Here is a 26,958-nt window from a genome sequence, read left to right on the forward strand (position 1 = left end):
ACGAAACAATCCTGAAACACGATTCTCCCTCTGGCGCATGAACGCATTCACGCGTCGCTTCGACCGAGGAGCAGGGACACAACAACGGCTTTGTGCCACACTGGAGAATGAAGATGCTTTGTAAGCTTGCTCTTGGTCTGATCGCCGCCGGTTCGCTCGGCGCTGCTGCTCTCGCGCCCACCGCCGCTTCGGCTCACGGCTTCCACCACTATTGGGGTCCCGGCTGGGGCTTTGGCGGGGTGTACGTCAACACCGGCATCAACAATTGCTACCAGGAGCGCGTCGTCCAGACCCGCCACGGCCTGCGTGTGCGCGTCGTGAACGTCTGCGGTTACGGGATCTACTGAATCCGCGCGTTGCTCGACCTGATCCCGACCGCTCCGCGGTCGGGATTCGTCGTCTCAGCTCGCGAGGGCTGTCGGCGTTGTGGACGCTAACCCTTCGTCCGCACTTGAATTGCGCTGCGATATCCATCGCTCGGCGCGCGAACGCCGCAGCGAAGGTGCAAAGAAGAAGCCCTGGGCGACGTCGCAGCCGATCCGACGTATGATCTCGAGCGCCTCAGGACTTTCGACACCTTCTGCCACGACCTTCATGTTGAACGCCTTCGCCAGTGCGACGGAAGCGTCGACGATCTTCATCATGTCCTCGTCGGATTCACAGCCCTTGACGAAGGACTGATCGATCTTCAGCTCGCTGAACGGCAGCCGCGCCAATGCCGTAAGAGACGAATAGCCGGTACCGAAATCATCTATTGCCGTGCCGATCTTCTTGATCCGCAGCCGCACCAGAATGTCGTTGGCACGATCGACATCCGCCATCGCAGTCGTCTCGGTAATCTCCACCATCAGCGCTGACGGGGGGACGTTCTCGCAGCGCAGGATCTCCTCGATCCGCTCGGGCAAAGTCAGGTCCGACAAGAGGGAGCCGGAGATGTTGACCGCGATGGTGAAGCCCGGATTGCGCTCGATCAGCTTGCGGCCCTGTGACATCGCCGACGACAGGATACAGTCGGTCACCTCGCGCATCAGGTCTGCTTGCTCCGCGATCGGGATGAAGATTGACGGCGGCACCATGCCGTACTCTGCGGTACGCCAGCGCGCGAGCGCCTCGGCGCCGACGACCTTTCCGGTCTGGAGCGCGATCTTCGGCTGAAATTCGACGAAGAACTCGTTCTTGGCGAGGCCAAGCACAATCCTCTCCGGCGTGATCTGGTGTGAAGGCGAAGCGGATTTCGCAGCCGGCGGCAACTGCTGCGGTAATTCCAGAGCGCTGCGCAGGCGATTGAGGTCCAGCGGCTTGGTCAGGCAGCCGCCGATCGACAGCTTGAGGCCATTTGCGACCCGGCGCGTCGCCTTCATGATGCTATCGTCGCAGCCGCTGATGACCACGATCGACATCGCCTGGAGATTTTTCTCGGCGACGAAGCGCAGCAGCTCAACCCCATCCCGCTCGCCAAGCGACAAGTCGAGCGCCATGATCTGGAAGGTTTCGCGCAGCAGAAGGTCGGTTGCTGCGTCAAAGGACGGGGCAACCACCGTGTCGTAGCCGAGCTTCGCACCGATCTTGCTAATCAAGACCCGTTGCACCAGATCGTCGTCGACCACCAGAAGACGTCTTCTTGTCGCGCTCATTGCCAATCTCTCCTGACGTCCGCGGCCTTGATGCGCGGAGAGTTAGAATGACCGGCTCACCTCGTCGTGAATACAAGACTGCTAAAACTTTCTCGATCCGCAAGAATTCGTTAATTACGTTTCGGCTGCGAACAACACGTTGACTTCAATAGAGATTTTTGCGCGGCCGGGGCGTGCGGCGATTGAGCGATCCGGCGATCGTCGCGCGCGATGAACAGATCGTAAAGCTTGCTGTCGGAAGCCGGCAAACGCATGACAGGCTTCAAGAAGCCGCTACCCTGGCAACGGTCGCGAGCCACTCTTCCAATGCCGGCGAAACCAGGCCCAGGTCTCGCGCGTCGTCCTGAGATAGCCGCGGCCGCGATAGACGATCTCGCCATCGACGATCTCGTTCAGTTTGGGCAATGCGTGAAACGGGATCGAAGGATAGGCGTGGTGCTCGACGTGGTAGGGCATGTTCCACGCAATCCATTTGACGAGCGCGCCGGTATAGGTGGTGCGGGTGTTCTGGAAGGCGCTGCGGGTGCGCTCGCATCCGGTATGCTCGGCATAGAGATAGGGCCGCAGGAAGAATTGTCCTGTTAGCAGCGGCACGATCCAGATCCACAGCAGCAGCGCCGACGAAAGCCACAACGAGAGCGCGAACAGCAGCGTATAGAGCGCGACATAGGCTCGCGCCTCGGCAACGGTGGTGGCGCGCTTGTTATTAGGGATCCAGGGCACGACGACCTTGCCGGTGACGGCGTGACCGAGCATCAGCCACAGCCGGCCGGCAACCTGGACCAATCCGCTATAGGCGAGCGCGAGCTGCGCGTCGGATGCAGGCTTCACGCCGACGATCAGTTCCGGGTCCTTCTCCGGGTCCTGGGTGTAACGGTGATGGTCCCAGTGAAACAGGCAGTAATATTCGTAAGGCAACCCAATGATGAAGGCCGAGAGATAGCCGACCGTGAGGTTGAGGCTGCGGCTCCTGAAGGCGGTCTTGTGCGCGGTCTCATGCACCGCCATGAACAGGAAGGCGACGAGATAGCCTTGCACTGCCATCAGCGGCAGCGCCCAGATGATTCCGTAACGCGAAGACACCGTCCAGATCGACGCGCCGACCAGCGCGATCATTCCGTAGTGAGCAAGGCTCTGCGCCGCGCCCCTGAGATTGGAGCGCACTGAGAGCTCGCGCAGCATGGCCGGGCTCAGCGGCTTCAGGCGATGGCCGGGCTCCGAAATAGTCGCATCTGTCATCAGCGGATACCTGTCTTACTTGGCGAGAAGCGCTGCGATCTCAGCCTTGAGAAAGGCCTTGTCACGCGGATTGCTGATGGGGTTGCCTGCGCGATGGCCGTGCGGCGACGGGATCGGGTGCAGCACAGCCGATTTCGCGTTGACGAGTCTTGCAAGCTCATCCTCATTGTCGCGAACGTCGAAATAGCGATCGGTCGCGCCCGGCATCAGCAGCATGTGAGCCTTGATCGCTCCCAGCGCCCGGTCGAGATTGCCGCCGAAGGTCGTGCAGCGGCTGATGTCGCCGCGCTGCCAGATTCCGACCTGCGCCAGCAGATCATTGCCGTCGCGCCGGGCAAAGGTCGTGTCCCAGTTGCGGACGAGATAATCCTCCAGCGAAGTGAAGCCCGCCTCGCGCCAGAGCTCGTCGCGATAGAAGCCATGAGACATCGCCCAGCCGGCATAGACGCGGCCCATGGCGCGATAGCCGGCGACGGGCTTTTCGACGAAGCGGCCGTCGCGGAAGGCGGGATCGCCTGTCAGCGCAGCCTTCACACCCTCCAGAAAGACGTGATTGTAGGGCGCACAACGCGCACTGCCGCAGACCACCGCCGCACGCGCGACCATCTCTGGATGCAGCGCAGCCCAGTGATAGGCCTGCATGCCGCCCATCGACCAGCCATAGACCAGCGCGAGTTTTGTAACGCCGAAGCGCTCGGCCAGCAGCCGCTGCTGGACCGCAATCGCGTCGTGGTAGGTGAGCTCCGGAAACGGTGCCCCGCCGGAATTTGACGGTGAGGACGACAGGCCGTTGCCGAACAGGTTCGGGATGATGATGAAATAGTTGGTGGGGTCGAGCACGCCCTCGGGGCCGATCAGCCACTCAGTGTCGAAGTGCTGCGCGCTGAACGAGGTGGGATAGAGGATGACGTTGTCCTTGGCCGCATTCAGCGAGCCGTAGGTCTTGTAGGCGAGGTTCATCGCAGGGAAGACAGCGCCCGATTGCAGCGTGACGTCACCGGCTTCAAATATCTCGTAGTCGCGCTGCCCGGTCATGCGTCCAACTCCCGTTCACGGGCCCACCGCAACAGCAATGCATTGATCGTGCCGGACCGAAAAACGCATCGTTGCGCCGCGCCTCAATAACTGTACTTATAGTACAATAATAGATCAAGGCAAACAGAATTCTGGCTGCCGCCCGGCTCAAGCGATGGCGGCGATGTATCGCTCCACTGATAAAGCGAAGGCCGTCTTGGCGCCTGAAGCAATGTTGCGCCCCCACCAGGCGCCGTAGATGCGGTCGAAGGCCAGCGGCTCGACGGCCGCAGCGATGCGCCGTACCGCGGCGGCATTGAGCGGCATGTAATTCGGATAAGAATACATGAAGCTGACGAACCTGCGGTCCATCGTCACCTGCGCGATGTCGCCGGTCAGCAGCGCGCCTTTGCCGTCGGCGCCGCGCGCATGGTGCAGCATGGTCGCGCCCGCGAAATGGCCGCCGGTATGCAGCAGCATGACATCGTCCGAGATGCGATGCTGATCGCCGCTCCAGTGCACGATCGAGGGATGCGGACGCGTCACCCATCGGCGGTCATCGGCATGAAGATACACCGGGACGCCGCCAAAGGCCTCACTCCAGTCCGCAAGCGCGCCATAATAATGCGGGTGCGAGATTGCGATCGCCGTCAACCCGCCGAGCGATCTGACATGCGCGACCGCCTCCGATGTCGCCAGCGGAATGCAATCCCACATCACCCATCCCGCGCCATCGCCAACCAGCAGCGCGCGCTGGCCGATGGCAAAGCTCGGCTCGAGCGCGATGCCCTTGAGGCCGAGATCGTCGCGCCAGACGAGGCGGTGACGCTCGGCGAGCGTCTCGCGCGCGAGGAAGGTCTGCCCTTTCCAATTCACGTATTGCCGCTCGTCCTCGCAGATCGGACAGGATGTGGGCGGCTTTCCGCTATCCGGGAATTGGGCGCCGCAGGTTTCGCAGGTCCAGAGAGGCATCGCTGTGATCCGAAAGATGGAGCTTGGTGTAAGAGGTGACATCCCAATCATCGAGCCGCAAGGGCCAAGGAACCATCGCGATTAACGCAGGTTACTTTCGGGTCCGCCCCGGCGCAAATCGCCGGTCCCGTCAGGCAGCTCGCATGAGATCACATGCGAACTGAAGCATCACATTTAGCGTATCGATGACATCGCGCCCCTCCCGCATCTGGCCTCTGTTCGCCGTCAACTTCTTCATGGCGGACATGCAGTCCGGTATCGGGCCGTTTGTCGGCGTGTTCCTCCAGGAGCGCGGATGGGCCACCGGTCTGATCGGCACCGCGCTGACGATCGGCAATGTCGCGGGCATGCTGGTCACGACGCCGATCGGAGGGTTCATCGATTCCAGCCGCAACAAGCGGCTGTGGGTCGTCATCCCCGGCATCTGCGTCGTGCTGGCATCCGCGATCATCCTGATCTCGCAGAATTTCTGGGCGGTGACGGTCTCCCAGATCGCGCAGTCGCTGGCGAGCGCGGCGATCGTTCCGGCGGTCACCGGCATCACACTGGGTATCGCCAAGCAAAAGGGCTTCAACGCGCTGAACGGGCGCAACCAGGCTTTCAACCACGCCGGCAACATGGTCGGCGCGGCACTGTCGGGCTATCTCGGCTATAAATTCGGCTATGTCGCCGTGTTCGTTCTGGCGGCCGTGTTCGGCGCCATCGCGATCGCTTGCGTATTGATGATACCAGCGAAAGCCATCGACGATCGCCAGGCTCGCGGCAGCAAGGAGGATGAGAGCAAGAACCCGCCGGATGCCATGTCCGTCCTTCTCAAGCACAAGCCTCTCCTGGTGCTGGCGCTTGCGCTCGCCCTTTTCCATCTCGGCAACGCAGCGATCGTCCCGCTTTATGGCCTTGCGGCGGTTGCGCAGGGCCAGGCGAATGGTCCGAGCTTCGTCGCGACCACCGTCGTCATTGCGCAAGGCGTCATGGTCGTGACCTCGTTGATCGCGATGAAGGCCGCAAGCAAGCGCAATTACTGGCCGGTGATCCTGGTGTCCTTCATGTTTCTGCCGATCCGAGGCGTGCTGGCGTTTTTCGTCACGGGATGGTGGGGCGTGGTGCCGATGCAGGTGCTCGACGGAATCGGCACCGGACTGCAGACGGTCGCCGTCCCCGGCATGGTCGCGCGGTCGCTCGACGGCACCGGCCGCATCAATCTCGGCCAGGGCGCTGTGATCACGGTGCAAGGTGTCGGCGCGAGCCTCAGTCCCGCACTCGGAGGCTGGATCGCGCAATGGATCGGCTACGGCCCGACTTTTTTGCTGCTCGGCGGCTTTGGCCTTGCGTCAACGGCGCTGTGGCTGGTCTTTGGGGCCCACGTGAAGAAGTACTGAGCGCGAGGAGAAAGACCCTTCACGTCTCAAAATTCTTCTGGATCGCCTTGTCGAGCGTCTCACCGCCGACGAAGCGCTGGCGCAGCTCGCGCTTGAGCAGCTTGCCGCTCGGGTTCTTCGGCAAGGCGTCGACGAAGATGACCCGTTTCGGCACCTTGAAATGTGCCATCTGACCGGCGCAATGCTTGATGACTGTATCTTCGTCGAGCGTTTCGCCGGCCTTGACCACGACGATCGCGGTGACCGCCTCGATCCAGCGCGGATCAGGCAAGCCGACGACGGCGACTTCCGAAACCCCGGGGATGCGATAGACCATCTCCTCGACCTCGCGGCTGGCGACATTCTCGCCGCCGGTCTTGATCATGTCCTTGACGCGATCGACCACCGTGATGTGACCCTCGTCATCGACGGTGGCGAGATCGCCGGAGTGAAACCAGCCGCCGGAAAACGCCGCCGCGGTTTTGACCGGATCATTGTAATAGCCGGAGAGCAGATGCGGCGAGCGGTGCACGATCTCGCCGACCTCACCGACCTTCACGTCTTCCATCGACGCGTTAACCACCCGCGTCTCCACGTTGAGCACGGGCTTGCCGGCCGAGCCGGCCTTGCGAAGCTGGTCCTCAGGCCGCAACACGGTCGCAAGCGGCGCGATCTCGGTCTGGCCGTAGAAGTTCCAGAATTTCACGGCGGGCAGGCGTCGCTGCAATTCAAGCAAGACTTCCACCGGCATGATCGAGGCGCCGTAATAGCCCTTCTGCAGGCTCGAGAGATCGGTCTTGTCGAAGTCAGGCGAACGCAGCATCGCGATCCAGATCGTCGGGGGCGCGAAGAAGGAGGTGATCTTGTGCGTCTGGATCAGGGCGAGGATGTTGTCGGCGGTCGGCTTGCCGGTGATGACGCCGGAGGCGCCGAGATAGATTTGCGGCCCCAAGAAGACATCGAGCTGGGCGCAATGATAGAGCGGCAGCGCGTGCAGGAATTTGTCGTCCACGCTCATGCCGCCGTCGACGATGCAGCTCACATATTGCCACATCACGGCTTCATGGGTCAGCATCGCCCCCTTGGGAAGGGATTCCGTGCCGCTGGTGTAGACGATCTGCGCAAGATCCCGGCTGTCGACCGACGCCTCCAGGTACGAGCTGTCAGAATGAAGCAGATCTTCGAAGGTGGAGAGACCGGCCGGCGCCGCCGCCGGATCCTCGCCCGGCAGCCAGATCATCTTCTCGACCGCGCAGTCCTTGGCGCTCGCCGCCTTCGCCGGCTCGACGAAATCGGGGCCGGTCGCGAGCAGCTTTGCCCCGGAGCTCTTCAGGATGAAGTTGATCTCGTCCGGATTGAGCATGAAGTTGATCGGCACCAGCACCGCGCCGATCCGCGCCACGGCGAAACGCAGCGCCGCGAAAGCATGTGAATTGCGCGACAGCACCGCGAGGCGGTCGCCCTTCTTGACGCCGAGCCCCAGCAGGCCGCGGCCGAGCCGGTTGCAGATCGCGTCCATTTCGGCAAAGCTCCAGCTCACGCTGCCGCAGCTCACCGCGAGCTTGTCAGGGTCGCGGCCAGCGGAGCGGCGCAGCAGATCGCCGATCGAATGCTCGCGCGCTTTTGCGATGGTGGCCGTGGTATCGCTCGACATTTCCATTCCCCCAAGGAATTTGACGCCGCGCGGCGTTCGACTTCCGCGCACTTTTCATGTTTGCGCAAACCGTAGTCGGCGCTGCGAGCCTCGTCAAATCGCAGCCACGTTGGCGTCATGACGCAAGAATTGTCGGCTCGACAAGGCACATTCGCGCGGGCGCAGCACCAGCCGACGAAGCCTTGGGCGCCGGATGATAACCTTCGCACCGGCCGAGGGACCTGCTTGCATTCGAGGCACGCGAGCTCATGACATTGCGCGGCACGGGAAAATGCACGCGTGCCTCCCGGAAAATTCTGCTTCGTTCTCTTTGCGGATGGCCGCTCTCTGCGCTAGGAATGGCGACAAGGGTGTAAAGCCCACGCCTGGATCAACAACAACGCCACAAGGTCCGGGAAGAAATCGGGGAGGCAGCGTGACTTTCGCGCGCCGACGGCCTTGGACCAACGCGTTCTCGACAGAAGCGCCGTGCACGCGCCTTCTGGAACGTCGCCGCGACTCCATTTGCGTGGAGAAGCTGCCGCTCGCGGCTGCAGGTCTCCGACCTGTTGTCGGCGCCGACCCTATGATCTCCAGCAAGCATGACCTGTCGGGCTTCGGCCGCTTCGCGAGCACCGCATTATCGCGCAGCCCGCGCATCAACAGACGCATGACCGTCGCACGCTCGCGGCCAAGGCGATTGGCGCCCCCATCGAACGCGGGAAGGACCAGACGATGAAGCGCTTTCGATTCAATCAGCAAGAGATCGTGTTCGCCGTCTTTGCGTTACTCTTTCTCGTCTTCTCGATCTTCCTGAATGGCTTCCTGACAGCGGAGAATATGTTGACGCTGCTTCAGAACGTGGCAGTGCTCGGCATCCTCGGCCTTGCCATGGCCATCGTCGTGATCGGCCGCGGTATCGATATCTCGCTGATCGCAGCGCTTGCCGTGCCGCCGGGGCTGGTGCTCCAGATGGTGCAGAACGGCCATTCGCTGCCATTTTCGCTGCTGATCGCCGTGTTGCTCACGATTGCCTTCGGCCTCGTCAATGGCTGGCTGATCGCCTATGCCGAGGTCCCCTCGCTGTTTGCGACGCTGGCGACAGGCTTGCTGCTCGCCGGGCTGGGACAGGCAGCGCTGTTCCAGCTCGACGTGGTGCAATGGAGCGCGGGCATGAATGGCTTCGAGCGGCTCGGACAGGGCACTATTCTCGGCATTCCCACATCTATCGTGATGTTCGCGATGGCATGCATCGTGGTCGCCTTTCTGCTGCGCCAGACGCGCTGGGGCGCCTACATCTACGCGATCGGCGATAATCCTTACGCCGCGCGCGTCACCGGCATGCCCTCGCGCCCCATCATTGTGTTGCAATATGTGATTGCTGCATTGATCGGCTGCTTCGCGGGCCTCGTGATGGCCGCATCGGTCAATTCGATGCCGACCCGCGTCTTCAACTCGACGCTGATCTACGACGTGATCCTGGTGGTCGTGCTCGGCGGCATCGGCCTGTCAGGCGGCCGCGGCGGCGTGCTGAACGTCATCATCGGCACGCTGCTGATCGGCACCATGCTCAACGGCATGACCATCATGGACATTTCCTACGCCGGGCAAAATCTTATCAAAGGCGTGGTCCTGCTGCTCGCCGTCATCACGGACTCTTTCCTGAATCCGCGCAACGAAGAAACGGCACAGCAGGGCGATATCTGAATAACCACAACAACGACAATGACAACCAAGGAGGAAGCAATGAAGAATTCTGGCAAGCCGACCAGGGCGATCCTGGCCGCCCTGACAGTCACAGCGTTGACCGGACCGGCGCTGGCCCAGCAGGGCCTGGACGAGCCGTTCCAGAAACCCTTCAAGGAGGCGCTCGCCGGCAAGACCGTGGCCTATGTGCCCGTTGCCATGAACTTCGACCTGACCGAGGGCTGGTACGCCGGCTTGAAGAAGGAGCTCGAGCCGTTCGGCGTCAAGTTCGTGATCCGCGACGCCAACTGGAACACCAACGCCGGCGCCCAGGCCGTCACCTCGCTGATTTCCGAGAAACCGGCAGTGATGGTGGTCCATAATCCCGACGTGCAGACCTACGCGAAGCTGCTCCAGCGCGCCGAGAACGAAGGCATCTACGTCATCCAGATCAACATGGGCTCGGCCTATCGCAGTTCCGCCTTCGTCGGCGCCAATTGGATCGAGATCGGCGAGCGGGACACCGAAGCCGTCGTCAAAGCCTGCGAGGGCAAGTCGAACAAGATCGCGATCGTGCAAGGCGCGCTGTCGGCGGCGGCGAGCGCTTATACGCTGAAGGGCGTCGAGAACGTGCTCGCCAAGCATCCCGAGATCAAGGTGGTGTCGAGCCAGGCGGCCGATTGGGACGCGGCCAAAGCGAAAGCGATCACGCAGACCGTGCTGAAGCAGAACCCCGATCTCTGCGGCATCGTCGGCTTCTGGGACGGAATGGACATCGGCACCGCTGCCGCGGTGAAAGAAGCCGGCCTGACCGGAAAGGTGTTCCTTGCGACATCGGGCGGCGGCGAGCGTAAAGGCGCTTGCGAGCTGGTGAAGTCCGGCGCGTTCGATCTCAACATGAGCTATGACGTGCCGACCCAGGCCGCACAGATGGCGGGCACGATCAAATGGCTGCTGTCGTCGGGCGCCAAGCCCGGCTCGATCAAGGGCTCGGAATACACCACGCTGATCCCGATCACCAAGGAGAACGCCGACAGCCAGATGTCATGCTGGAACCTGAGCGACCTCAAGAAATAGTCCGCGCTGACGCTCGTGGTCCCGGGATCAACACCCGGGACCACACACTCTCAGTCGTTTTCCATGCCCTATTGGAATGCCGATGCGCGACACCATCACACGCCTGCGCTACCGCTACTGGCCCGATCATCTCCTCGGTGAAATCCTGTCCAAGCGATGGACCGAGACAGCCATCCCGGTCATCCTTCTCCTGATCGTCGGCTTCGCCTTCAGCCGGTCCATCGACAATTTCCTGTCGCCTGCGAGCCTTGCGGACACCGCGCGCCAGGCCGGAGAGATCGGCTTCATTGCGCTCGGGCTCGCATTGGTGGTCATCGTCGGCGGCATCGATCTCTCTGTCGGGTCGATCTTTGCATTGACCGACTTCTGCGCCCTCTATCTGCTTGACGTCGCCGGCTGGCCGGTCCTGGCGGTGGTGGTCGCCACGCTGCTCTGCGGTGCCCTGCTCGGCGCCGTCAACGGCATCCTGGTAGGATATCTGCGACTGCGCGCCTTCATCACCACGCTGATCACCCTGATCATCTATCGCTCGGCTTACGACCTGCTGATCCAGCGCTACTCCAACGCGATCGCCTCGGCCTTTCCCGATATTCCATCCTGGGATTTCATCGGCGCCGGTTCTGTGCTCGGCATTCCCACCGTAGCGCTCGCCTATATCGTCATCGCCATCTTCGGTCATATCTTTATGACGCGGCTGCGGCCGGGCTGGCACATCACCGCGATCGGCGGCTCGCGCCGCTCGGCCTATAATTCGGGCATCCCCGTTCGCCGCACGATCGCGCTCTGCTACGTCGCGAGCGGCGCACTGACCAGCATCGGCGCGTTGTTCTTCGCCTCCCGGCTCGGCACCGTCGGCGGCGATATTGGCGTTGGGCTGGAGGTGATCGTGCTGACCGCGACCGTGCTCGGCGGCATCACGCTCGGTGGCGGCAAAGGTTCGGTTGCCAAATCGGCGGTCGGCGTGCTGATCGTGCTCCTGATCACGAACGGTCTGACGACGATGAACGCCCGCGGCGGCGTCAACCGCATGGCGCTCGCCGGCATCCTCCTCGTCGCCGCGATGGTCGACATCCGCTGGCAGAAGAACCGCACGCGTATCATCAGCAAGGTCTACGTCGCGCCGACCTATCACGAGCTGCCGCCACCGCCATCGACCGAGATCGGACAAGGCGGCCCGTTCGAGCAGAATGACAAGCTGCGTGACGTCGAGGCGATCGGCCTCGGCCGTATCGAGGCGCCGGAGGATGTCATCCTAGACCGCCACGACAATCTCTATGCCGGCTCACGCCACGGCGACATCATGCGCTTCCTGGCACCCGATTACAAAGAAATGGAGGTGTTCGCCCATATCGGCGGCCAGCCGCTCGGCATGGCTTTCGACCGCGACGACAATCTCTACGTCTGCATCGGCGGCATGGGGCTCTATCGCATCACGCCCGACGGCACGGTGGAAAAGGCGACCGACGAAACCAACCGCAGCATGCGTTCGGTCAACGACGACAGCCGGCTGCGGCTCGCCGACGACCTCGACATCACCGATGACGGACTGATCTTCTTCTCCGAGGCAACGGTCCGCTACGAGATGGACGAATGGCCGATCGACGGCTTGGAGGCGCGCGGCAACGGCCGCATCATCTGCTACGATACCAAGACCGGCACGACGCGCACCGAGCTGCGCGGCCTCAAATTTCCCAACGGGATCTGCGTGGCCAGCGACGGCCAGTCGATCCTGTTCGCCGAAACCTTCGGCTGCTCGATCAAGCGCTATTGGTTCGCGGGGCCGAAGAAGGGCCAAGTCGAAGTCGTGATGGACAATCTGCCTGGATACCCCGACAACATCAACCTCGCCTCAGACGGCAATTACTGGCTCGCGTTGGTCGGCATGCGTAGCCCCTCGCTCGATCTCGCCTGGAAGATGCCGGGCTTTCGCCGCCGCATGGCTAAGCGCGTGCCGGTCGACGAATGGCTGTTCCCCAACATCAACACCGGCTGCGTGGTCAAGTTCAACGAGCAGGGCAAGATCGTCGAGTCGTTCTGGGACCTGCACGGCGAAAATCATCCGATGATCACCTCGATGCGCGAGCATCGCGGCTACCTCTATCTCGGCGGCATCCTCAATAACCGTATCGGTCGCTACAAGCTCGAAAATGCCGATCCGAACTTCGTCCAATATGACAAAAGGTGGGGGAAGCAGTCGTGATCGCCGCCGTCAGGGACTTCGCCAACCGTTTTCTCGGGCGCGGCGAGGCCACCATTACCGTGCCGTCCTTCGACGGCGCATTGAAGCCCAACCAGAGACTGGAAGCGGCCGAGACCTTGCTGACATGCGAGGCTCCCGAAGACCTCGCCACCGATGGAAGCAGCCTCTTCATCGCCGACGGGCGGCGGTTGATGTGCCTGACAGGCGGCACCGCATCGGAGGTGCGCAGCTTCGAGCAACCGATCTCGGCACTCTGTAGCCTTCCCGGCGGCGGCCTTGCCGTCGCGCTCGGAGGGCGCGAGGTCCGCCTTTACGCCAGCCCCTCGACAGACCAGCCAAGCGCGACGTTCGCCGACGCCGCGTTCAACGCGATCAATGCGTTGGCGCTGGCGGACGACAACACGCTGATCGCGACGGACGGCTCGACGACATCAGGTGTCGAGGATTGGGCGCGCGACCTGCTCGAGCTCAACCGGACCGGCCGCGTGTTCAAGCTTGATCCCCGCAACAAGACCGTGACGTGCCTAGCCCAGGGGCTGGGCTATGCCTTCGGCGCCTGCGCACGCGGCAATTCCGTGCTGGTCAGCGAGAGCTGGCGTCATCGCCTCGTTCTCGTCGCGCCCGGCGCATCGCCAAAAACCGTGCTTGCTCACCTCCCTGTCTATCCGTCGCGGCTGTCGAAGGCTTCCGGTGGAGGCTACTGGCTCACCGCCTTCACCGCACGGACCCAACTCGTCGAGTTCGTGTTGCGCGAGCCGGGCTATAGGCGCCGGATGATGGCGGAGATCGATCCGGCGTATTGGGTTGCGCCGCGCCTGCGTTCCGGGCGTTCGTTCAAGGAGCCGATGCAGGGCGCGCACATCAAGACCATGGGCTTGATCAAACCGTGGGCGCCGCCGCGCTCCTACGGCCTCGTCATCCGTCTCGATGCGGACGGCCAGCCGCTCTATTCGCTGCACAGCAGGGTCGACGGCATCAATCACGGCGTCGTCGCCGCCATGGAGCTCGGCGACGATCTCGTCCTGATCGCCAAAGGACCGGGCCGTGTCCTGCGATTGCCCCTTGCCTGCCTTGCCGAGGAGATCAGGACATGAGCGACATCGCACTCTCGCTGCGCAAGGCGACAAAGCTCTACGCCGGCGTGCCCGCCATCGACGGAGTCGACTTCGACCTCCGCCGCGGCGAGATCCATGCACTCGTCGGCGAGAACGGCGCCGGCAAGTCGACCCTCACCAAGGTCATGGCCGGCGTGGTGACGCTGACCTCGGGGAGCATGACGATCGACGGCGCCGAGGTCGCACCGAAGACGCCGCTGGAGGCGCGCAATCTCGGCATCGCCATGGTGTTCCAGGAGAACAGCCTGGTACCGACCATGACGGTCGCGCAAAACCTGTTTCTCGGACAGGAGAAGTTCTACAACCGCCTGCGCGGCATCTACATCGCCGCACAGCAATTCCTGCAATCGCTCAATTTCGACGTCACGCCGACCGCCACCGTCAGCGGCCTCGGTGCGGCCAAGAAGCAGATGGTGGAGATCGCGCGCGCGGTCCTGCACCGCGCCAAGGTCATCATCTTCGACGAGCCGACAGCGTCGCTGACGCCGGAAGAGAAGAAATACTTCTTCGACCTGGTCCGCGACCTCAAAAAGCGCGGCGTCTCGATCGTCTTCATCTCGCATGCCCTGGAAGAGGCTCTGCTGCTCGCCGACCGCATCACCGTGCTGCGGGACGGCAAACATGTCGTGACCGACGATGTCGGCAGGTTCGACCGCGCGGCGATCGTGCAGGCCATGGTCGGACGCGATCTCTCCAACACGCTCTATGGTGCACGAAAGAGCAGCGTGCGGCCGGCCGGCGCACGGGTGCTCACCGTGCAAAACTTGAAGATGGCGCCGATGGTGAAGAATAATTCGCTGTCGGTGTTCGCGGGGCAGATCACGGGTGTATTTGGCCTCGTCGGTGCGGGCCGTACGGAGACGTTCAAGATTGTTGCCGGCGTGCTCAAGCGCGACTTCTTCCATGGCGGCGAGATCCTGCTGCACGACCAGCCGGTGCGCTATCGGGTGCCGGCGCCTGCCGTCAAAGCCGGCATCGCCTATGTCACGGAGGATCGCAAGATCGAGGGGTTCTTCGAGACGGCCTCGATCGCGCGCAACATTTATCTTGGACTTCTGTCGAAGTTTCCGCGAGGCCGCGCGCTGCTATCGCGGCGGGAAGCGGATGCCGTCGGCAAGACCTGGATCGAGCGGCTCAAGGTTCGGGCCATCGGCGATCATGGCAAGGTCGTCGAGCTTTCCGGCGGCAATCAGCAGAAAGTGGTGATCGCGAAATCGCTGGTGCAGGAGCCTGATTTGATCATCTTCGACGAGCCGACCCGCGGCGTCGACGTCGGCGCCATCGTCGAGATCCACGAGTTGATCAATCGACTAGCTGACGAGGGCAAGGCGGTCGTGGTCATCTCGTCCTATCTGCCCGAGATCATGGCGCTCTCCGACCGCATCCTGGTCTCCCGCCAGGGCAAGGTCGTGGAGGAGTTCTCCGCGCTGGAGGCCACGGAGGAGAAGATCATGTATGCGGCAATTCACTAGATCTTGAATTCATACGGCGTTACCCGGTGCGCTCCAGGTCGATGAATTGCCTGAGCCTTGGGCAGAGGCGATAGCCGCTATCTGATCTGCATCAAGCTGCGCTGCAAAAATCGCTGCATGTTACGCAAGGCCTTCCGCACAGTCAGCGGTCAGGCCGTTTCGTAACATGTGGGCGCCGCCGCGCGGCGTTATAAACAAATGAACTTTGCACCGGGTCGCGTCCTCGCCGCGATCGCCATCGTCCTCGCGGGCGGCGGCTACTACTATTGGCAGCATCGCGATTCCAATCCACTGCCGCCGGGCTTCGCCCGCGGCAACGGTCGCATCGAGGCAGTCGAGATCGACATCGCCACCAAGACGCCGGGCCGGATCCGCGAGATCCTGGTCAACGAAGGGGATTTCGTCAGTGCGGGCCAGGTTCTGGCGCGCATGGACACCGAGCAGTTGCAGGCCCAGCGCCGGCAGGCCGAAGCGCAGCTCCAGCGCGCTACGATCAACGTCGAGACCGCAAAGAGCCTCGTCAACCAGCGCGAGGCCGAGCGCAAGGCTGCCGAGGCCGTGGTCGACCAGCGTGTCGCGCAGCTCGACACCACGAGCCGCAAGCTCGATCGCTCCGAGCAATTGATCAAGACGAGCGCGGTGTCGCAGCAGGTGCTGGATGATGATCGCTCCGCCAATGCCACTGCGAAGGCCGCACTCGCCGCGGCTCAGGCCCAGGTGGCGGCATCGGAAGCCGCAATCAGCTCCTCGCGCGCCATGGTAATCGATGCCGGCGCCGCCGTCGACGCAGCGAAGGCTGCCATCGAAAGCATTAACGCCGACCTCAATGACAGCGTCTTGAAGGCGCCGCGCGAGGGCCGCGTGCAATATCGCGTGTCGCAGCCGGGCGAGGTGCTCGCGGCCGGCGGTCGCGTCCTCAACATGGTCGATCTCGGCGACGTCTACATGACGTTTTTTCTGCCGACGGCCGATGCCGGACGGGTCGCCATTGGTACCGAGGTCCGCCTCGTGCTCGATGCCATCCCGCAATACGTGATTCCAGCCAAGGCCACCTTCGTCGCCGACGTCGCGCAATTCACGCCCAAGACGGTCGAGACCGAGGAAGAGCGCCAGAAACTGATGTTCCGGATCAAGGCGCATATCGCGCCCGACCTTCTGCGTCGGCACATCGAACACGTGAAGACCGGCCTGCCCGGCATGGCCTATGTGCAGCTCGATCCAGCCGCGCAATGGCCCGACACCCTCAAGATCAAGCTGACCCGATGAATGCGAGTGCCACAGCCGACGTCACGGCCACCGCTGGCAGCGTCGTGCGCCTGGACGGTGTGGGCCTGAGTTACGGCAACATCCGGGCACTCGATGCCATCACGCTCGACCTGCCATCCGGCTGCATGGTCGGCCTGATCGGCCCCGACGGCGTCGGCAAGTCGAGCCTGTTCGCGCTGATCGCCGGCGCACGTGAAATTCAGGAGGGGAGCATCCATGTGCTCGGCGGCGACATGGCGAGTTCGCGCCATCGCCGCAACGTATGCCCCGACATCGCCTACATGCCACAGGGACTCGGCAAGAACCTGTATCCGACGCTGTCCGTGTTCGAGAATATCGACTTCTTTGGCCGTCTGTTCGGACACGACAAGGCGGAGCGGAACAGGCGCATCGCCGGCCTGTTGCGCGACACGGGTCTCACGCCCTTCGCCGACCGGCCGGCGACGAAACTTTCCGGCGGAATGAAACAGAAGGTCGGCCTCTGCTGCGCCCTGATCCACGATCCGGAGTTGCTGATCCTGGACGAACCCACCACCGGCGTTGATCCCTTGTCGCGGCGCCAGTTTTGGGAATTGATCGCCTCGATCCGCAACGGCCGCCCCGGCATGAGCGTGATCGTCTCGACCGCCTATATGGAAGAGGCCGCGCAATTCGACTTCCTGATTGCGATGAACGCCGGCCGCGTGCTAGCGACGGGAACGCCCGCCGAACTCAAGGCGCAGACCGGCGCCGAGACACTAGATGAGGCGTTCATCCGCCTTCTGCCCGAGGCAGACCGCGGCAACCACACCAGCGTCGTTATCCCGCCCCGCCGCGAAGATCATGACGAGATCGCGATCGAGGCCGACCATCTGACCCGGCGGTTCAATGACTTCGTTGCCGTGGAGGACGTCAGCTTCCGCATCAGGAAAGGCGAGATCTTCGGTTTCCTCGGCTCGAACGGCTGCGGCAAGACCACGACCATGAAAATGCTCACCGGCCTATTGCCGGTGAGTGAGGGCAACGCACGACTTTTCGGTAAGCCAATCGATGCCGGCGACATGTCGATACGGCGGCGCATCGGCTACATGTCGCAGGGCTTTTCGCTCTATTCGGAGCTGACGGTCACGCAAAACCTCGATCTGCATGCGCGGCTGTTCGAGCTGCCGGCGGACGCCATTGCCGCACGCATCGACGAGATGATCGCAAGGTTCGATCTTGCAGACGTCGCGGAATCCCTCCCCGACGCGCTGCCGCTCGGGCTGCGGCAACGTTTGTCGCTGGCGGTCGCCATGATCCATGGTCCCGACATCCTCATCCTCGACGAGCCCACTTCCGGGGTTGATCCCGTGGCCCGCGATCGCTTCTGGCAAATCCTCGCCGAGCTCTCGCGCAAGGACAACGTCACCATCTTCGTCTCCACGCATTTCATGAACGAGGCGGAGCGCTGCGACCGTATCTCGCTGATGCATGCGGGCCGGGTTCTGACGTCGGACACGCCGGCGGCGATCGTCGCCGCACGCGGCGCTGCCACACTGGAGCAGGCCTTCATCGCCTGCCTCGAGGAGGCGATCGCCGACGATAGCGAGACGACTCGCCAGCCCGCCACCGTATCAGCCGAGACCAGGGCAACGACGGCGACCACGCCACGCAAACGCGGCGCGAGGTTCAACCTGACCCGCATGCTGGCCTATTCCCGGCGCGAGGCGCTCGAACTGCGGCGCGATCCGATCCGCGCCACGCTCGCGATTCTCGGCAGCGTGCTGCTGCTGTTCGTGCTCGGCTACGGCATCAGCATGGACGTCGAGAACCTGACCTTCGCCGTGCTTGACCGCGACGACAGTGCGATCAGCCGCGACTACAGCCTTCAGATCGCAGGCTCGCGCTACTTTACCGAGAAATCCGCGATCACCGACTACGCCGATCTCGACCGCCGCATGCGCGCAGGCCAGATCGGCCTTGCCATCGAACTGCCGCCCGGGTTCGGCCGCGACGTCAGCCGAGGCCGGCATGTCGAGATCGGCGCCTGGGTCGACGGCGCCAATCCCACCCGCGCCGAAACGCTGCGCTCCTATGCCCAGGCGATCCATGCGACCTGGCTGGCCCAGAAGGGCCGGGAGCTCTATGGCGAAGCCGCAATCGCCGGGTCCTACCAGCTCCAGCTGCGCTACCGCTACAATCCCGACGTCAGGAGCGTTGTCGCCATGGCGCCCGGAATCATTCCGTTGCTCCTGATCATGATTCCGGCAGTGCTCGCTGCGCTCGCGGTGGTGCGCGAGAAGGAGCTCGGCTCGATCGTCAATTTCTACGTGACGCCGGTGACGCGGCTGGAATTCCTGCTCGGCACGCAACTGCCCTACGTCGTGCTGGCGTTCGGAAACTTCCTTCTCCTGGTCGGGTTCGCGCTGACCGTCTTCGGCGTGCCTTTCACCGGCAGCTTTGCCACCTACGCGCTCGCCGCCCTGCTCTACGTCACAGCCACGACCGGCATGGGGCTGGTGATCTCGGCCTTCATGAAGAGCCAGATCGCGGCCCTGTTCGGCACGGTGCTGATCACACTGATTCCTGCGATCCAGTATTCCGGACTGATCGATCCGGTGTCGTCGCTCCAGGGGCTCGGTGCGCTGATCGGACGAATCTATCCCACCACCTATTTCGTCACGATCTCGCGCGGCACCTTCTCCAAGGGCCTGTCGTTCGAAACGCTGCACAACGACCTGCTGGCGCTTGCCATCATGGTCCCGGTGCTGGTGACGGCCGGCGCAATGCTGCTGAAGAAACAGGCCCGCTGATCATGCGCATCGATAACGTGCTTCAACTCGGCATCAAGGAGCTGCGCGGCCTCGTCCGTGATCCGATGCTGCTCGTGCTCATCGTCTATTCCTTTACGCTGGCGGTCTACGCCGGCGCGAAGGCGTTGCCGGAAACCCTCAACCGCGCCGCGATCGCCATCGTCGACGAGGATCATTCGCCGGTCTCGACCCGCATCGGGATGGCATTCACCGCGCCGTATTTCTCCGAGCCGCGTCTGATCTCGCAATACGAAATGGACCGCAGGATGGATGCGGGGCTCGACACGTTCGCGCTCGACATTCCGCCGGACTTCCAGCGCGACCTGCTGGCGCGAAAGTCGCCGGCGATCCAGCTCAATATCGATGCGACGCGCATCTCGCAGGCCTTCAACGGCGGCGGCTATGTCGAGCAGATCGTCGGCGCGGAAATCGCCGAATTCCTGGCCCGTACGCGCGATGCGCAGGCGCCGCCGATCGAGCTGGCACTGCGGGCACGCTTCAACCCGGAACTGACGAAGTCCTGGTTCGGCGCCATCGACCACGTGATCACCTCGATCACCATGCTCTCGATCATCCTGACCGGTGCGGCGCTGATCCGCGAGCGCGAGCACGGCACGATCGAGCATCTCCTGGTGATGCCGGTCACGCCGCTGGAGATCATGGTGAGCAAGGTCTGGTCGATGGGAGCGGTGGTGCTGGTCGCCTCCGCTTTGTCGATCGTGTTCGTGGTGAAGGGATGGCTGGCTGTGACCATCGACGGCTCGGTGGCGCTGTTCCTGCTCGGCGCGGCGCTGCAACTCTTCGCTACCACCAGCATGGGCATTTTTCTCGCAACCGTTGCCGGGTCGATGCCGCAGTTCGGGCTGCTGCTGATCATGATCCTGCTGCCGTTGCAGACCCTGTCCGGCAGCATGACGCCGCGGGAGAGCATGCCGCAATTCGTCCAGGACATCATGCTGGCGGCACCGAACACGCATTTCGTGATGCTCGCCCAGGCCATCCTGTTCCGCGGCGCCGGCCTCGAAGCCGTCTGGCCGCAGCTTCTCGCGCTCGCGCTGATCGGCGTCGTCTTCTTCCTGATCGCGCTACGGCGTTTCCGGGCCTTCCTGGCCTAGCCATAGCGGCGTTCAATGGTGCTCGTACATCAGATTGTCGAAGCGGCGCGATTGCCTTGCCGCCGGCGCAAGGGACTTGTCGTCACAGCGCGGCCGCCCTGCTCCCAAAAAGCAAAAACAACCCCATGCACAGTAGCTAAATCCTTGCAAAATTTATGAAATTCATTCCGCCCGCCGGGCAGAAGCGCACGCCGACGCCACGGCACGTCAGCTCGGCTGCTCGCCGCCCGCGAGCAGGCCGTTCAGCATCGCCTCGGCCTTGCCGAGCAACGGACTGGCACCACTCCCGGAGGCGATTGCGATCGCGGCGCGCAGAGCGGCAAGGATGACGGTGCGGTTCTCCTCGCCCGATCGCGGCGTCACCACGGCCTCGCCGAACAGCGCTTCGGCCTCGAGGCCGGAAAAACCCTGCTGGCGCGCGGTGTTGCGCGCCTCGCGCAGCATGTTCTGCGCCGCCTGGGCGTCGCCGAGCTGGTGGCTCGCCAGAGCCAGGTAGATCGAGGAGCGCAGCACCGCCGAGGTATAGCCGACCGCCCTCGCCTCCTCGCGCGCTTCAGTCAGCATGCGGCGGGCCCGGTCGAACAGCCCCTGCTCGAGATAGGCGATGCCGAGATGGCAGGCGAGGACCGGCACGAACAGCCTTATGCCGTGCTTCTGCGCCAGCACGAAGCCGTCTTCGAGAACGGCGGCGGCAGCTGCCGGATCGCCCCGGCCAAGCATCAGCCAGCCGCCGCTATAAGCGGCGGCAACGCGGTCATAGGGCCGACCGGTTTCCTCAGCGATCGCCGCGGCCTCGCGCTGAAGCTGCTCGGCGATATCGAACTCGCCCATGACGGTGTGGGTGATGCTGCCCATCATGCAGCAGAGAAGCAGGAGATATCTTGGGGTAGAGCCAAGCGGGGCACTGGCCTCCGGATCCATCAACCGGCCGCGGACGGTTTCCAGAATCTCTTCGGCGCTATGGTAGCGGCCGGCAAGGAAATAGGCCTGCCCCAGCCCATATTGGGCCAGATTGCTCCATCCCTGATCACGTTCCCCTCGCGACAGGTTCGCGACAGCCTCGCCGATCGCGACGGCCTCGGCCGGCGTTCCGTAGAAGTTCTGCGCACTCGCCCGGACAGTCATGGCCGCGATCTTGCGACCGAGGTCATCGATGGCATCGGCGCGCCGCTCGGCTTCATTTCCCAGCTCCAGCGCCCGAGCAACGTGACCGGACCACATAAACGCCATGCGCGCCTCCATCCGGAGATCGACGGCATCCGCCTCACGCGACCGGCTCGTCGGCGTCTTATCGAGCGAATTCATCGCGATGTCGAAATAGTCAGCCGCATCGGTATAGGCAGAGCGCACCAGGCATTTCCGTGCAGCACTCCTTCCGTGATCGAACGCTTTTCGCCAATCCTTCGCCTGGGTCGCATGGTAGCAAAGTCGCTCGGGTGTATCGCGCCAGCTTTCTTCGGCCTCGAAAGCTTCGATGATGCGTGCATTCAGGTTTTCACGAACCTTTTCGACCATCGAGTCGTAAGTCACTTGACGAACCATCTCGTGTCGGAATTCGAGAGAATCTTCCAGATCGGTATCGATACTGACCAGCAACTCGGCGCGATCGAGCGCGGAAAGACAATTTTTCAGCACCTCTTCGGGCAGCCCGGCAACCTTTGCCAGCATCGCTTCGGAAATGTTTCAATTCGGAGCCACCGATCCCGATGAAAACCCACATCACGACCCACGAAGAGACCGACCCGGGCGCGGATACGCATGAGATCCGGCTGGAGTGGGAGTACGAGGGAGACAGCAAGACACCCACGCTGCTCTATCTGACGATGGTCTGTCCGTACAAGCCGGCGCGCGATGCTCGCGCTCAGTCCGTAGAAGCCGGCGAGGCGCTGAGCCTGGGTTAGAGAGCGCACCATTTTCCGATCTGAACCGCGCGGGCCGGCGTTTGCTGGCTCGCGCTTTTTTGGCTCGGCGCACAGCGAACCGGTACTATGGCTGTGTGCCGCTCCTTCCACCACGGGCCTTTCCGGCTGGCCGCTCTCACGCGTGCTGAGCTGCATGCCAGCTCAGGCCGGTGTTGCTGGATGCTGTCCATGTGCCCTGCACCCCGCCGACAGCCCCTGGCCAGCTGACGGAGCTCCCGGCCGTTCCGTTCGCGAAGACGATCGCACCTGTGCTGCCCAGAACACCGTCGCCTCCAACAACCATCTCCAGTTGCTCGAGCGACAGGTCCATCGGTTCAGTGGCCTTGGTCATGATCTTCTCCATTGGACTCTTTCCGAAGGGCGCGGCGCGACAGGTCACGCCGGACGCCAACTCAGGCCGGATTTGCTCGATGCGGTCCACGTTCCCTCAACACCCCCGACGGCTCCCGGCCACGACACCGACGCTCCGTGGTTTGCTCCCACACCGAACTGGATGCTTCCGGTTTGCCCCATGACGCCGTCCCCGCCGGCGACGATCTCCAGGTCTTCGAGCGATAACTCGATCGCAGGTCTGCTGGTGCGCATGGTGGCTTCTCCATCCCGAAATCCAGTCGGTCCATCCGAACTGATGTCTTGGAAGATGGAGCAATCATCTGCAGCAGACCGTGACCCGGGTCACATGGAAGCCGGCAAGGACGCAAGCGGATGCTTTCCGCTTCAGAATGCTACGCGCTGCCCCGCGCACCCGCTGACGACGTTGGATGGACCGGACTGCGCGGGATAAAGGCGAGCCCGAGCAATTAGCCCTCCAAAATCGCGACCGCCCGCGTCCATCCGGCCGAGGCGCGCTCGATCTTCACGGGGAAGCATGACACCTTGAAGCCTGACGGCGGCAGCAGCTCGAGATTGTGCAGCTTCTCGAGATGGCAATAGCCGATATGGCGGCCGGCCTTGTGGCCTTCCCAGATCAGGCCGGCGTCCTTCGTCTCGGCATATTTCTTCGCGGTGTGGACGAACGGCGCGTCCCAGCTCCAGCCGTCGGTGCCGGTCAGGCGCACGCCGCGCTCGAGCAGGTACATGGTGGCTTCATAGCCCATGCCGCAGCCCGAGGTGACGTAGTCCTGCCGGCCGTATTTGGCGCCGGCGCTGGTGTTGACCACGACGATCTCGAGCGGCTTCAGCTCGTGGCCGATGCGCTTGAGCTCGGCCTCGACGTCCGCGGCCGTCGCGACATAGCCGTCCGGCAGATGGCGGAAGTCGAGCTTCACGCCTGGCTGAAAGCACCATTCCAGCGGCACCTCGTCGATGGTCCAGGACTGCTCGCCGCGGTTCATGGTCGGGTGGAAATGCCAGGGTGCGTCGAGATGGGTGCCGTTGTGGGTCGAGAGGCTGACCTGCTCCACCGCCCAGCCCTGTCCATCCGGCAGATCCTCGGCCTTCAGCCCGTCGAAGAACTGCAGCATGCGCGGCAGGCCCTGCTGGTGGTCGATATACTGGATGGTCGGATGATTGCCGGGCGGATCGGCCGGCACGTCGTTCTGGAGGGGAACGGAGATGTCGATCAGCTTGCTGGTCATGGCCCTTCCTGGGTGATTGTCTTTCGTTGGCGGCTCAGGCGTTGCTTCAGGCGTCTTTCCGCTCGATTGCGATGACCTGCAATGGACCAACGTTCATGCGTCCGGCGGCCCCAATTCACTCAGGAGAGCCGTTACGGTGGCACGCAGGGTGGGCAGCATTGACGTAACGATCTCCCATACTCGTCCGTCATCGACAACCGCATAGCCGTGGGTCAGGATGTTGCGAAAGCTCACGATCCTCCGCAGGTCGGGTACCCGATCAGCGATATCCGGCGCGTCCTTCGAGAGCCGGTTCAGCGCCTCGCCAATGACCTCGAACTGCCGCTCTACGGCCGATCGGATCAGCGGGCTCGCTCGATAACCTGAGGCATCAAGACCCGCGGTGAATTCGGCGATCGCCTGGCCGGCCTGCTGCACGTCCCATAGAAACGCACGCGGATCACGCGGCATAAATCAATTCTCTCGACCGGTTGATCGTTGCGCGCACATAGGGGTTCTTGAGGGCCGAAGCCTCGACGAGATCGACAGGACGTCCGAGAAGCCGTTCGAGCCCTTCGGCGAGCCCGAGAAACTGGTCGAGCGGCGGCATGCCACTGTTTTTGTCGAACTCGACGAGAAAATCCGCGTCGCTTCTCGCCGAATCGAAGTCGTCGCCGCGCGCTCCAGAGCCAAACAGTTCGAGCCGCACGACGCCATAACGATCACACAGGGCCCTTAGTGCGTCACGATGCCTTTCGATTTCCGCGTGCATGCCCGTCTCCTGCCGGCCCCGTCAGAATACATGTTACAAATCATCCCACCAAAGCTTCGTTTGGGTGTTCTTCCTCCGTAAGGACATAGGGCTGAAGCCAGGACAGACCGGTTTCCTTCGTGCGGAGACAGAGCCCAAAACAAGAAAGCCGCCCGGAGGGCGGCTTTCTAGGACCTCGTAGACTGGCCTATTTGGTTGCGGGGATAGGATTTGAACCTATGACCTTCAGGTTATGAGCCTGACGAGCTACCGGGCTGCTCCACCCCGCGTTAAACCGTTGCGCGCCTTCGAGAAAATGCCGGGGACGATGGATTGAGGGCCGACGCTGTGCGCGTGGCTTTCTTCTCCCGTCCCGAAGGCTTCCCTGGAAGGCAACCCCGGGCCAAGGCCCTTGGGTGCGGGGGGTATGTATCAAGGCGGGCTGGCTTTGGAAAGGGCCGCGGGGACGTTTTTTTCGACTTTGTGACAGGGAGCGGGCGCAGATTCCGGCCGGCTTGCCCGGCACTTGCCAGAAGTTCCACAAACCGCCAGCTTGCGGCAACAAAACAGCGGCGAAACGCCTGACGGGGAGAACCGCCTTGAACAGCACTCTGGACCGCGCGCCGGCGAGCGCGCCGCTGGCCGCACTCACCGACAGCTTCCAGGCGATGCTCGCGCGCTCGCGGGCCGAGCCGGCGCCGGACTGTGCCGCGCGGCTCGACCGGCTGGCGCGGCTGCGCGCGGTCGTCGCCGACAATGAAGAGCGTTTCAGGCAGGCGATCTCGGCCGATTTCGGCCACCGCTCGGCAATCGAGACCACCATCGCCGAGGCCATGATGGTGTTCTCCGAGATCCGGCATGCCACGAAACACCTGAAGAGCTGGATGGCGCCGCAGCGCGTGGCGACGGCGCTGCAATTCCTCCCCGCCCGCAACCGGCTGATGCCGCAGCCGCTCGGCGTGGTCGGCATCATCGCGCCCTGGAATTATCCGCTGCAACTGACGCTCGCGCCCGCGATCGGCGCCATCGCCGCCGGCAACCTCGTCATCATCAAGCCGAGCGAGCTCGTCCCGCACTTTTCCGCGCTGCTCAAGCAGACGATCGCCGAGACGTTCGACGCCACGGAGCTGCTCGTCACCGGGGTCGAGGACGAGGTCGCAAAGGGTTTTGCCCATCTGCCGTTCGATCACCTCGTCTTCACGGGCTCGACCCGGGTCGGGCGGCTGGTCGCGGAAGCGGCGGGGCGCAATCTCACCCCCGTCACGCTCGAGCTCGGCGGCAAGTCGCCTGCGATCGTCGATGCCTCCGCCGATCTCGACGAGGCGGCCGAGCGCATCGCCTACGGAAAGCTGCTCAATGCCGGACAGACCTGCATTGCCCCTGACTATGTGCTGGTGCCGGAGCGATCGCTGCAGGCCCTTGCCGAAAAAGTCAGCGCGCAGATGCGGCGCATGTTCGGCACCGATCCCGCCAACAAGGACTACACCTCCATCATTTCCGACCGGCATTATGCCCGGCTCGAAGGGCTGGTCACTGACGCCGCCGAGCGCGGCGCCAAGATCCTGCAACCGGCCAGGGCTGACGATCCCAACTGGAAGGCGCATCGCAAATTCCCGCCGACGCTGATCCTCGGTGCGACCGAAGCGATGGCCGCGATGCAGGAGGAGATCTTCGGGCCGGTGCTGCCGGTGCTCCCCTATCGCGAACGCGCCGATGCCATCGCCTTCATCGTCAGGCGCGACCGGCCGCTCGCGCTGTACTGGTTCGGCACGGACAGCAACGCGCGAGACGAGATGCTGGCACGCACGGTCAGCGGCGGCGTCACCATCAACGACTGCCTGTTTCACTTCGCGCAAATCAACCAGCCGATGGGCGGTGTCGGCGCCTCCGGCACCGGCGCCTATCACGGCGAATGGGGTTTTCGGACCTTCAGCAAGCTGAAGCCGGTGTTCTATCGCTCCAGGTTCAACCGCCTCGCCGACCTCTATCCGCCCTATGGCGGCAAGATCGCGCGGCTGGAGAAGATGATGCGGTTCATGTCGTAGCTGCCCGTCATTCCGGGGCGATGCGCAGCATCGAGCCCGGAATCCATTTCGCCATGTGCCAAGCGGATGAATGAATTCCGGGCTCGCGCTTCGCGCGCCCCGGAATGACGAGAAAAATGCAAATGGGGGAGA

At 63.2% G+C, this 26,958-nt stretch carries 22 protein-coding genes, 1 tRNA gene and 1 pseudogene; 12 read left to right on the forward strand and 12 right to left on the reverse strand.

What is annotated here, in order from left to right:
- Nucleotides 1-113 precede the first annotated feature (113 nt).
- Entirely contained in the window at nt 114-347 is a 234-nt protein-coding gene (locus X265_RS33275) for a hypothetical protein (protein WP_128968659.1), read from the forward strand.
- Between the two features lie 54 nt (nt 348-401).
- Here X265_RS33275 and X265_RS33280 read toward each other — a convergent pair whose 3' ends face one another.
- The 4 genes from X265_RS33280 to X265_RS33295 form a co-directional block, all read right to left on the reverse strand.
- Nucleotides 402-1,634, reverse strand: a complete 1,233-nt coding sequence (locus tag X265_RS33280) for an EAL domain-containing response regulator (protein ID WP_128968660.1) — start codon at nt 1,632-1,634, stop codon at nt 402-404.
- A gap of 273 nt (nt 1,635-1,907) precedes the next feature.
- Nucleotides 1,908-2,873: a fatty acid desaturase gene (locus X265_RS33285; RefSeq protein ID WP_128968661.1), complete on the reverse strand. Its 966-nt coding sequence runs from the start codon at nt 2,871-2,873 to the stop codon at nt 1,908-1,910.
- A 15-nt stretch (nt 2,874-2,888) separates the two neighbouring features.
- Complete coding sequence (locus X265_RS33290) at nt 2,889-3,908, reverse strand: alpha/beta fold hydrolase (protein WP_128968662.1); 1,020 nt, start codon at nt 3,906-3,908, stop codon at nt 2,889-2,891.
- 147 nt (nt 3,909-4,055) lie between these two features.
- Nucleotides 4,056-4,859 carry an MBL fold metallo-hydrolase gene (locus tag X265_RS33295; RefSeq protein WP_128968663.1) on the reverse strand — a complete coding sequence of 268 codons (804 nt, stop codon included), beginning with the start codon at nt 4,857-4,859 and terminating at the stop codon, nt 4,056-4,058.
- Between the two features lie 185 nt (nt 4,860-5,044).
- Here X265_RS33295 and X265_RS33300 point away from each other — a divergent pair, with 185 nt between their 5' ends.
- Nucleotides 5,045-6,238 carry an MFS transporter gene (locus X265_RS33300; protein ID WP_128968664.1) on the forward strand — a complete coding sequence of 398 codons (1,194 nt, stop codon included), beginning with the start codon at nt 5,045-5,047 and terminating at the stop codon, nt 6,236-6,238.
- A gap of 19 nt (nt 6,239-6,257) precedes the next feature.
- Here X265_RS33300 and X265_RS33305 read toward each other — a convergent pair whose 3' ends face one another.
- Nucleotides 6,258-7,871, reverse strand: coding sequence for an acyl-CoA synthetase (locus X265_RS33305; protein WP_128968665.1), 1,614 nt, complete (start codon nt 7,869-7,871; stop codon nt 6,258-6,260).
- A gap of 714 nt (nt 7,872-8,585) precedes the next feature.
- Between X265_RS33305 and X265_RS33310 the strand changes: the two genes are divergently transcribed.
- From X265_RS33310 to X265_RS33345, 8 genes are all read left to right on the forward strand, one after another.
- Nucleotides 8,586-9,557, forward strand: coding sequence for an ABC transporter permease (locus X265_RS33310; protein ID WP_128968666.1), 972 nt, complete (start codon nt 8,586-8,588; stop codon nt 9,555-9,557).
- 39 nt (nt 9,558-9,596) lie between these two features.
- Nucleotides 9,597-10,613, forward strand: a complete 1,017-nt coding sequence (locus X265_RS33315) for a sugar ABC transporter substrate-binding protein (RefSeq protein WP_128968667.1) — start codon at nt 9,597-9,599, stop codon at nt 10,611-10,613.
- A 76-nt stretch (nt 10,614-10,689) separates the two neighbouring features.
- Complete coding sequence (locus X265_RS33320) at nt 10,690-12,813, forward strand: ABC transporter permease (protein WP_128968668.1); 2,124 nt, start codon at nt 10,690-10,692, stop codon at nt 12,811-12,813.
- The gene (locus tag X265_RS33325) at nt 12,810-13,907 is read left to right on the forward strand and encodes a hypothetical protein (protein WP_164938915.1); all 1,098 of its coding nucleotides are present in this window, start codon (nt 12,810-12,812) and stop codon (nt 13,905-13,907) included. The genes X265_RS33320 and X265_RS33325 overlap by 4 nt, the downstream gene beginning before the upstream one ends.
- Nucleotides 13,904-15,400: a sugar ABC transporter ATP-binding protein gene (locus X265_RS33330; RefSeq protein ID WP_128968670.1), complete on the forward strand. Its 1,497-nt coding sequence runs from the start codon at nt 13,904-13,906 to the stop codon at nt 15,398-15,400. The genes X265_RS33325 and X265_RS33330 overlap by 4 nt, the downstream gene beginning before the upstream one ends.
- A gap of 198 nt (nt 15,401-15,598) precedes the next feature.
- Nucleotides 15,599-16,666, forward strand: coding sequence for an HlyD family secretion protein (locus X265_RS33335; RefSeq protein ID WP_128968671.1), 1,068 nt, complete (start codon nt 15,599-15,601; stop codon nt 16,664-16,666).
- Entirely contained in the window at nt 16,663-19,437 is a 2,775-nt protein-coding gene (gene rbbA / locus X265_RS33340) for a ribosome-associated ATPase/putative transporter RbbA (protein ID WP_164938916.1), read from the forward strand. The genes X265_RS33335 and rbbA overlap by 4 nt, the downstream gene beginning before the upstream one ends.
- Nucleotides 19,438-19,439: 2 nt before the next feature.
- Nucleotides 19,440-20,552 (forward strand): ABC transporter permease, encoded by a 1,113-nt coding sequence (locus X265_RS33345; protein WP_128968673.1) that lies wholly within the window; start codon nt 19,440-19,442, stop codon nt 20,550-20,552.
- Between the two features lie 207 nt (nt 20,553-20,759).
- On the opposite strand, the pseudogene X265_RS33350 reads toward X265_RS33345, so the two are convergent.
- A pseudogene (locus tag X265_RS33350) lies at nt 20,760-22,229 on the reverse strand (ATPase); the annotation flags it as partial.
- 29 nt (nt 22,230-22,258) lie between these two features.
- On the opposite strand from X265_RS33350, the gene X265_RS33355 reads away from it, so the two are divergent.
- Nucleotides 22,259-22,453 (forward strand): hypothetical protein, encoded by a 195-nt coding sequence (locus X265_RS33355; RefSeq protein ID WP_244659462.1) that lies wholly within the window; start codon nt 22,259-22,261, stop codon nt 22,451-22,453.
- Between the two features lie 136 nt (nt 22,454-22,589).
- On the opposite strand, the gene X265_RS33360 is transcribed toward X265_RS33355, so the two are convergent.
- From X265_RS33360 to X265_RS33385, 6 genes are all read right to left on the reverse strand, one after another.
- Nucleotides 22,590-22,817: a hypothetical protein gene (locus X265_RS33360; RefSeq protein WP_128968675.1), complete on the reverse strand. Its 228-nt coding sequence runs from the start codon at nt 22,815-22,817 to the stop codon at nt 22,590-22,592.
- A gap of 32 nt (nt 22,818-22,849) precedes the next feature.
- Complete coding sequence (locus tag X265_RS33365) at nt 22,850-23,059, reverse strand: hypothetical protein (RefSeq protein ID WP_128968676.1); 210 nt, start codon at nt 23,057-23,059, stop codon at nt 22,850-22,852.
- Between the two features lie 215 nt (nt 23,060-23,274).
- The gene (locus X265_RS33370) at nt 23,275-24,051 is read right to left on the reverse strand and encodes a cyclase family protein (protein WP_128968677.1); all 777 of its coding nucleotides are present in this window, start codon (nt 24,049-24,051) and stop codon (nt 23,275-23,277) included.
- 93 nt (nt 24,052-24,144) lie between these two features.
- Nucleotides 24,145-24,501, reverse strand: a complete 357-nt coding sequence (locus tag X265_RS33375; RefSeq protein WP_128968678.1) for a HepT-like ribonuclease domain-containing protein — start codon at nt 24,499-24,501, stop codon at nt 24,145-24,147.
- On the reverse strand, nt 24,491-24,802 hold the full coding sequence (locus tag X265_RS33380; RefSeq protein WP_128968679.1) for a nucleotidyltransferase family protein: 312 nt from the start codon (nt 24,800-24,802) through the stop codon (nt 24,491-24,493). Before X265_RS33380 ends, X265_RS33375 begins: the two co-directional genes overlap by 11 nt.
- A 192-nt stretch (nt 24,803-24,994) precedes the next feature.
- Nucleotides 24,995-25,071 (reverse strand) — tRNA-Met (locus X265_RS33385).
- A 378-nt stretch (nt 25,072-25,449) separates the two neighbouring features.
- On the opposite strand from X265_RS33385, the gene X265_RS33390 reads away from it, so the two are divergent.
- A complete protein-coding gene (locus X265_RS33390; protein ID WP_244659464.1) occupies nt 25,450-26,826 on the forward strand; it encodes a coniferyl aldehyde dehydrogenase in 1,377 nt (458 codons plus the stop codon).
- Nucleotides 26,827-26,958: the final 132 nt, after the last annotated feature.

The sequence above is a fragment of the Bradyrhizobium guangdongense genome (genome assembly GCF_004114975.1).
GTDB lineage: Bacteria > Pseudomonadota > Alphaproteobacteria > Rhizobiales > Xanthobacteraceae > Bradyrhizobium > Bradyrhizobium guangdongense.

Excerpts from the sequence above, each read along its gene's own strand:
- X265_RS33370 (WP_128968677.1), bottom strand. The coding sequence starts at position 24,051 with ATGACCAGCAAGCTGATCGACATCTCCGTTCCCCTCCAGAACGACGTG.
- X265_RS33280 (WP_128968660.1), bottom strand. The coding sequence starts at position 1,634 with ATGAGCGCGACAAGAAGACGTCTTCTGGTGGTCGACGACGATCTGGTG.
- X265_RS33305 (WP_128968665.1), bottom strand. The coding sequence starts at position 7,871 with ATGTCGAGCGATACCACGGCCACCATCGCAAAAGCGCGCGAGCATTCG.
- X265_RS33355 (WP_244659462.1), top strand. The coding sequence starts at position 22,259 with ATGAAAACCCACATCACGACCCACGAAGAGACCGACCCGGGCGCGGAT.
- X265_RS33365 (WP_128968676.1), bottom strand. The coding sequence starts at position 23,059 with ATGCGCACCAGCAGACCTGCGATCGAGTTATCGCTCGAAGACCTGGAG.
- X265_RS33320 (WP_128968668.1), top strand. The coding sequence starts at position 10,690 with ATGCCGATGCGCGACACCATCACACGCCTGCGCTACCGCTACTGGCCC.
- X265_RS33310 (WP_128968666.1), top strand. The coding sequence starts at position 8,586 with ATGAAGCGCTTTCGATTCAATCAGCAAGAGATCGTGTTCGCCGTCTTT.
- X265_RS33315 (WP_128968667.1), top strand. The coding sequence starts at position 9,597 with ATGAAGAATTCTGGCAAGCCGACCAGGGCGATCCTGGCCGCCCTGACA.
- X265_RS33335 (WP_128968671.1), top strand. The coding sequence starts at position 15,599 with ATGAACTTTGCACCGGGTCGCGTCCTCGCCGCGATCGCCATCGTCCTC.
- X265_RS33345 (WP_128968673.1), top strand. The coding sequence starts at position 19,440 with ATGCGCATCGATAACGTGCTTCAACTCGGCATCAAGGAGCTGCGCGGC.
- X265_RS33375 (WP_128968678.1), bottom strand. The coding sequence starts at position 24,501 with ATGCCGCGTGATCCGCGTGCGTTTCTATGGGACGTGCAGCAGGCCGGC.
- X265_RS33330 (WP_128968670.1), top strand. The coding sequence starts at position 13,904 with ATGAGCGACATCGCACTCTCGCTGCGCAAGGCGACAAAGCTCTACGCC.
- X265_RS33390 (WP_244659464.1), top strand. The coding sequence starts at position 25,450 with ATGCTCGCGCGCTCGCGGGCCGAGCCGGCGCCGGACTGTGCCGCGCGG.
- X265_RS33275 (WP_128968659.1), top strand. The coding sequence starts at position 114 with ATGCTTTGTAAGCTTGCTCTTGGTCTGATCGCCGCCGGTTCGCTCGGC.
- X265_RS33380 (WP_128968679.1), bottom strand. The coding sequence starts at position 24,802 with ATGCACGCGGAAATCGAAAGGCATCGTGACGCACTAAGGGCCCTGTGT.
- X265_RS33290 (WP_128968662.1), bottom strand. The coding sequence starts at position 3,908 with ATGACCGGGCAGCGCGACTACGAGATATTTGAAGCCGGTGACGTCACG.
- rbbA (WP_164938916.1), top strand. The coding sequence starts at position 16,663 with ATGAATGCGAGTGCCACAGCCGACGTCACGGCCACCGCTGGCAGCGTC.
- X265_RS33300 (WP_128968664.1), top strand. The coding sequence starts at position 5,045 with ATGACATCGCGCCCCTCCCGCATCTGGCCTCTGTTCGCCGTCAACTTC.
- X265_RS33285 (WP_128968661.1), bottom strand. The coding sequence starts at position 2,873 with ATGACAGATGCGACTATTTCGGAGCCCGGCCATCGCCTGAAGCCGCTG.
- X265_RS33360 (WP_128968675.1), bottom strand. The coding sequence starts at position 22,817 with ATGGAGAAGATCATGACCAAGGCCACTGAACCGATGGACCTGTCGCTC.
- X265_RS33295 (WP_128968663.1), bottom strand. The coding sequence starts at position 4,859 with ATGCCTCTCTGGACCTGCGAAACCTGCGGCGCCCAATTCCCGGATAGC.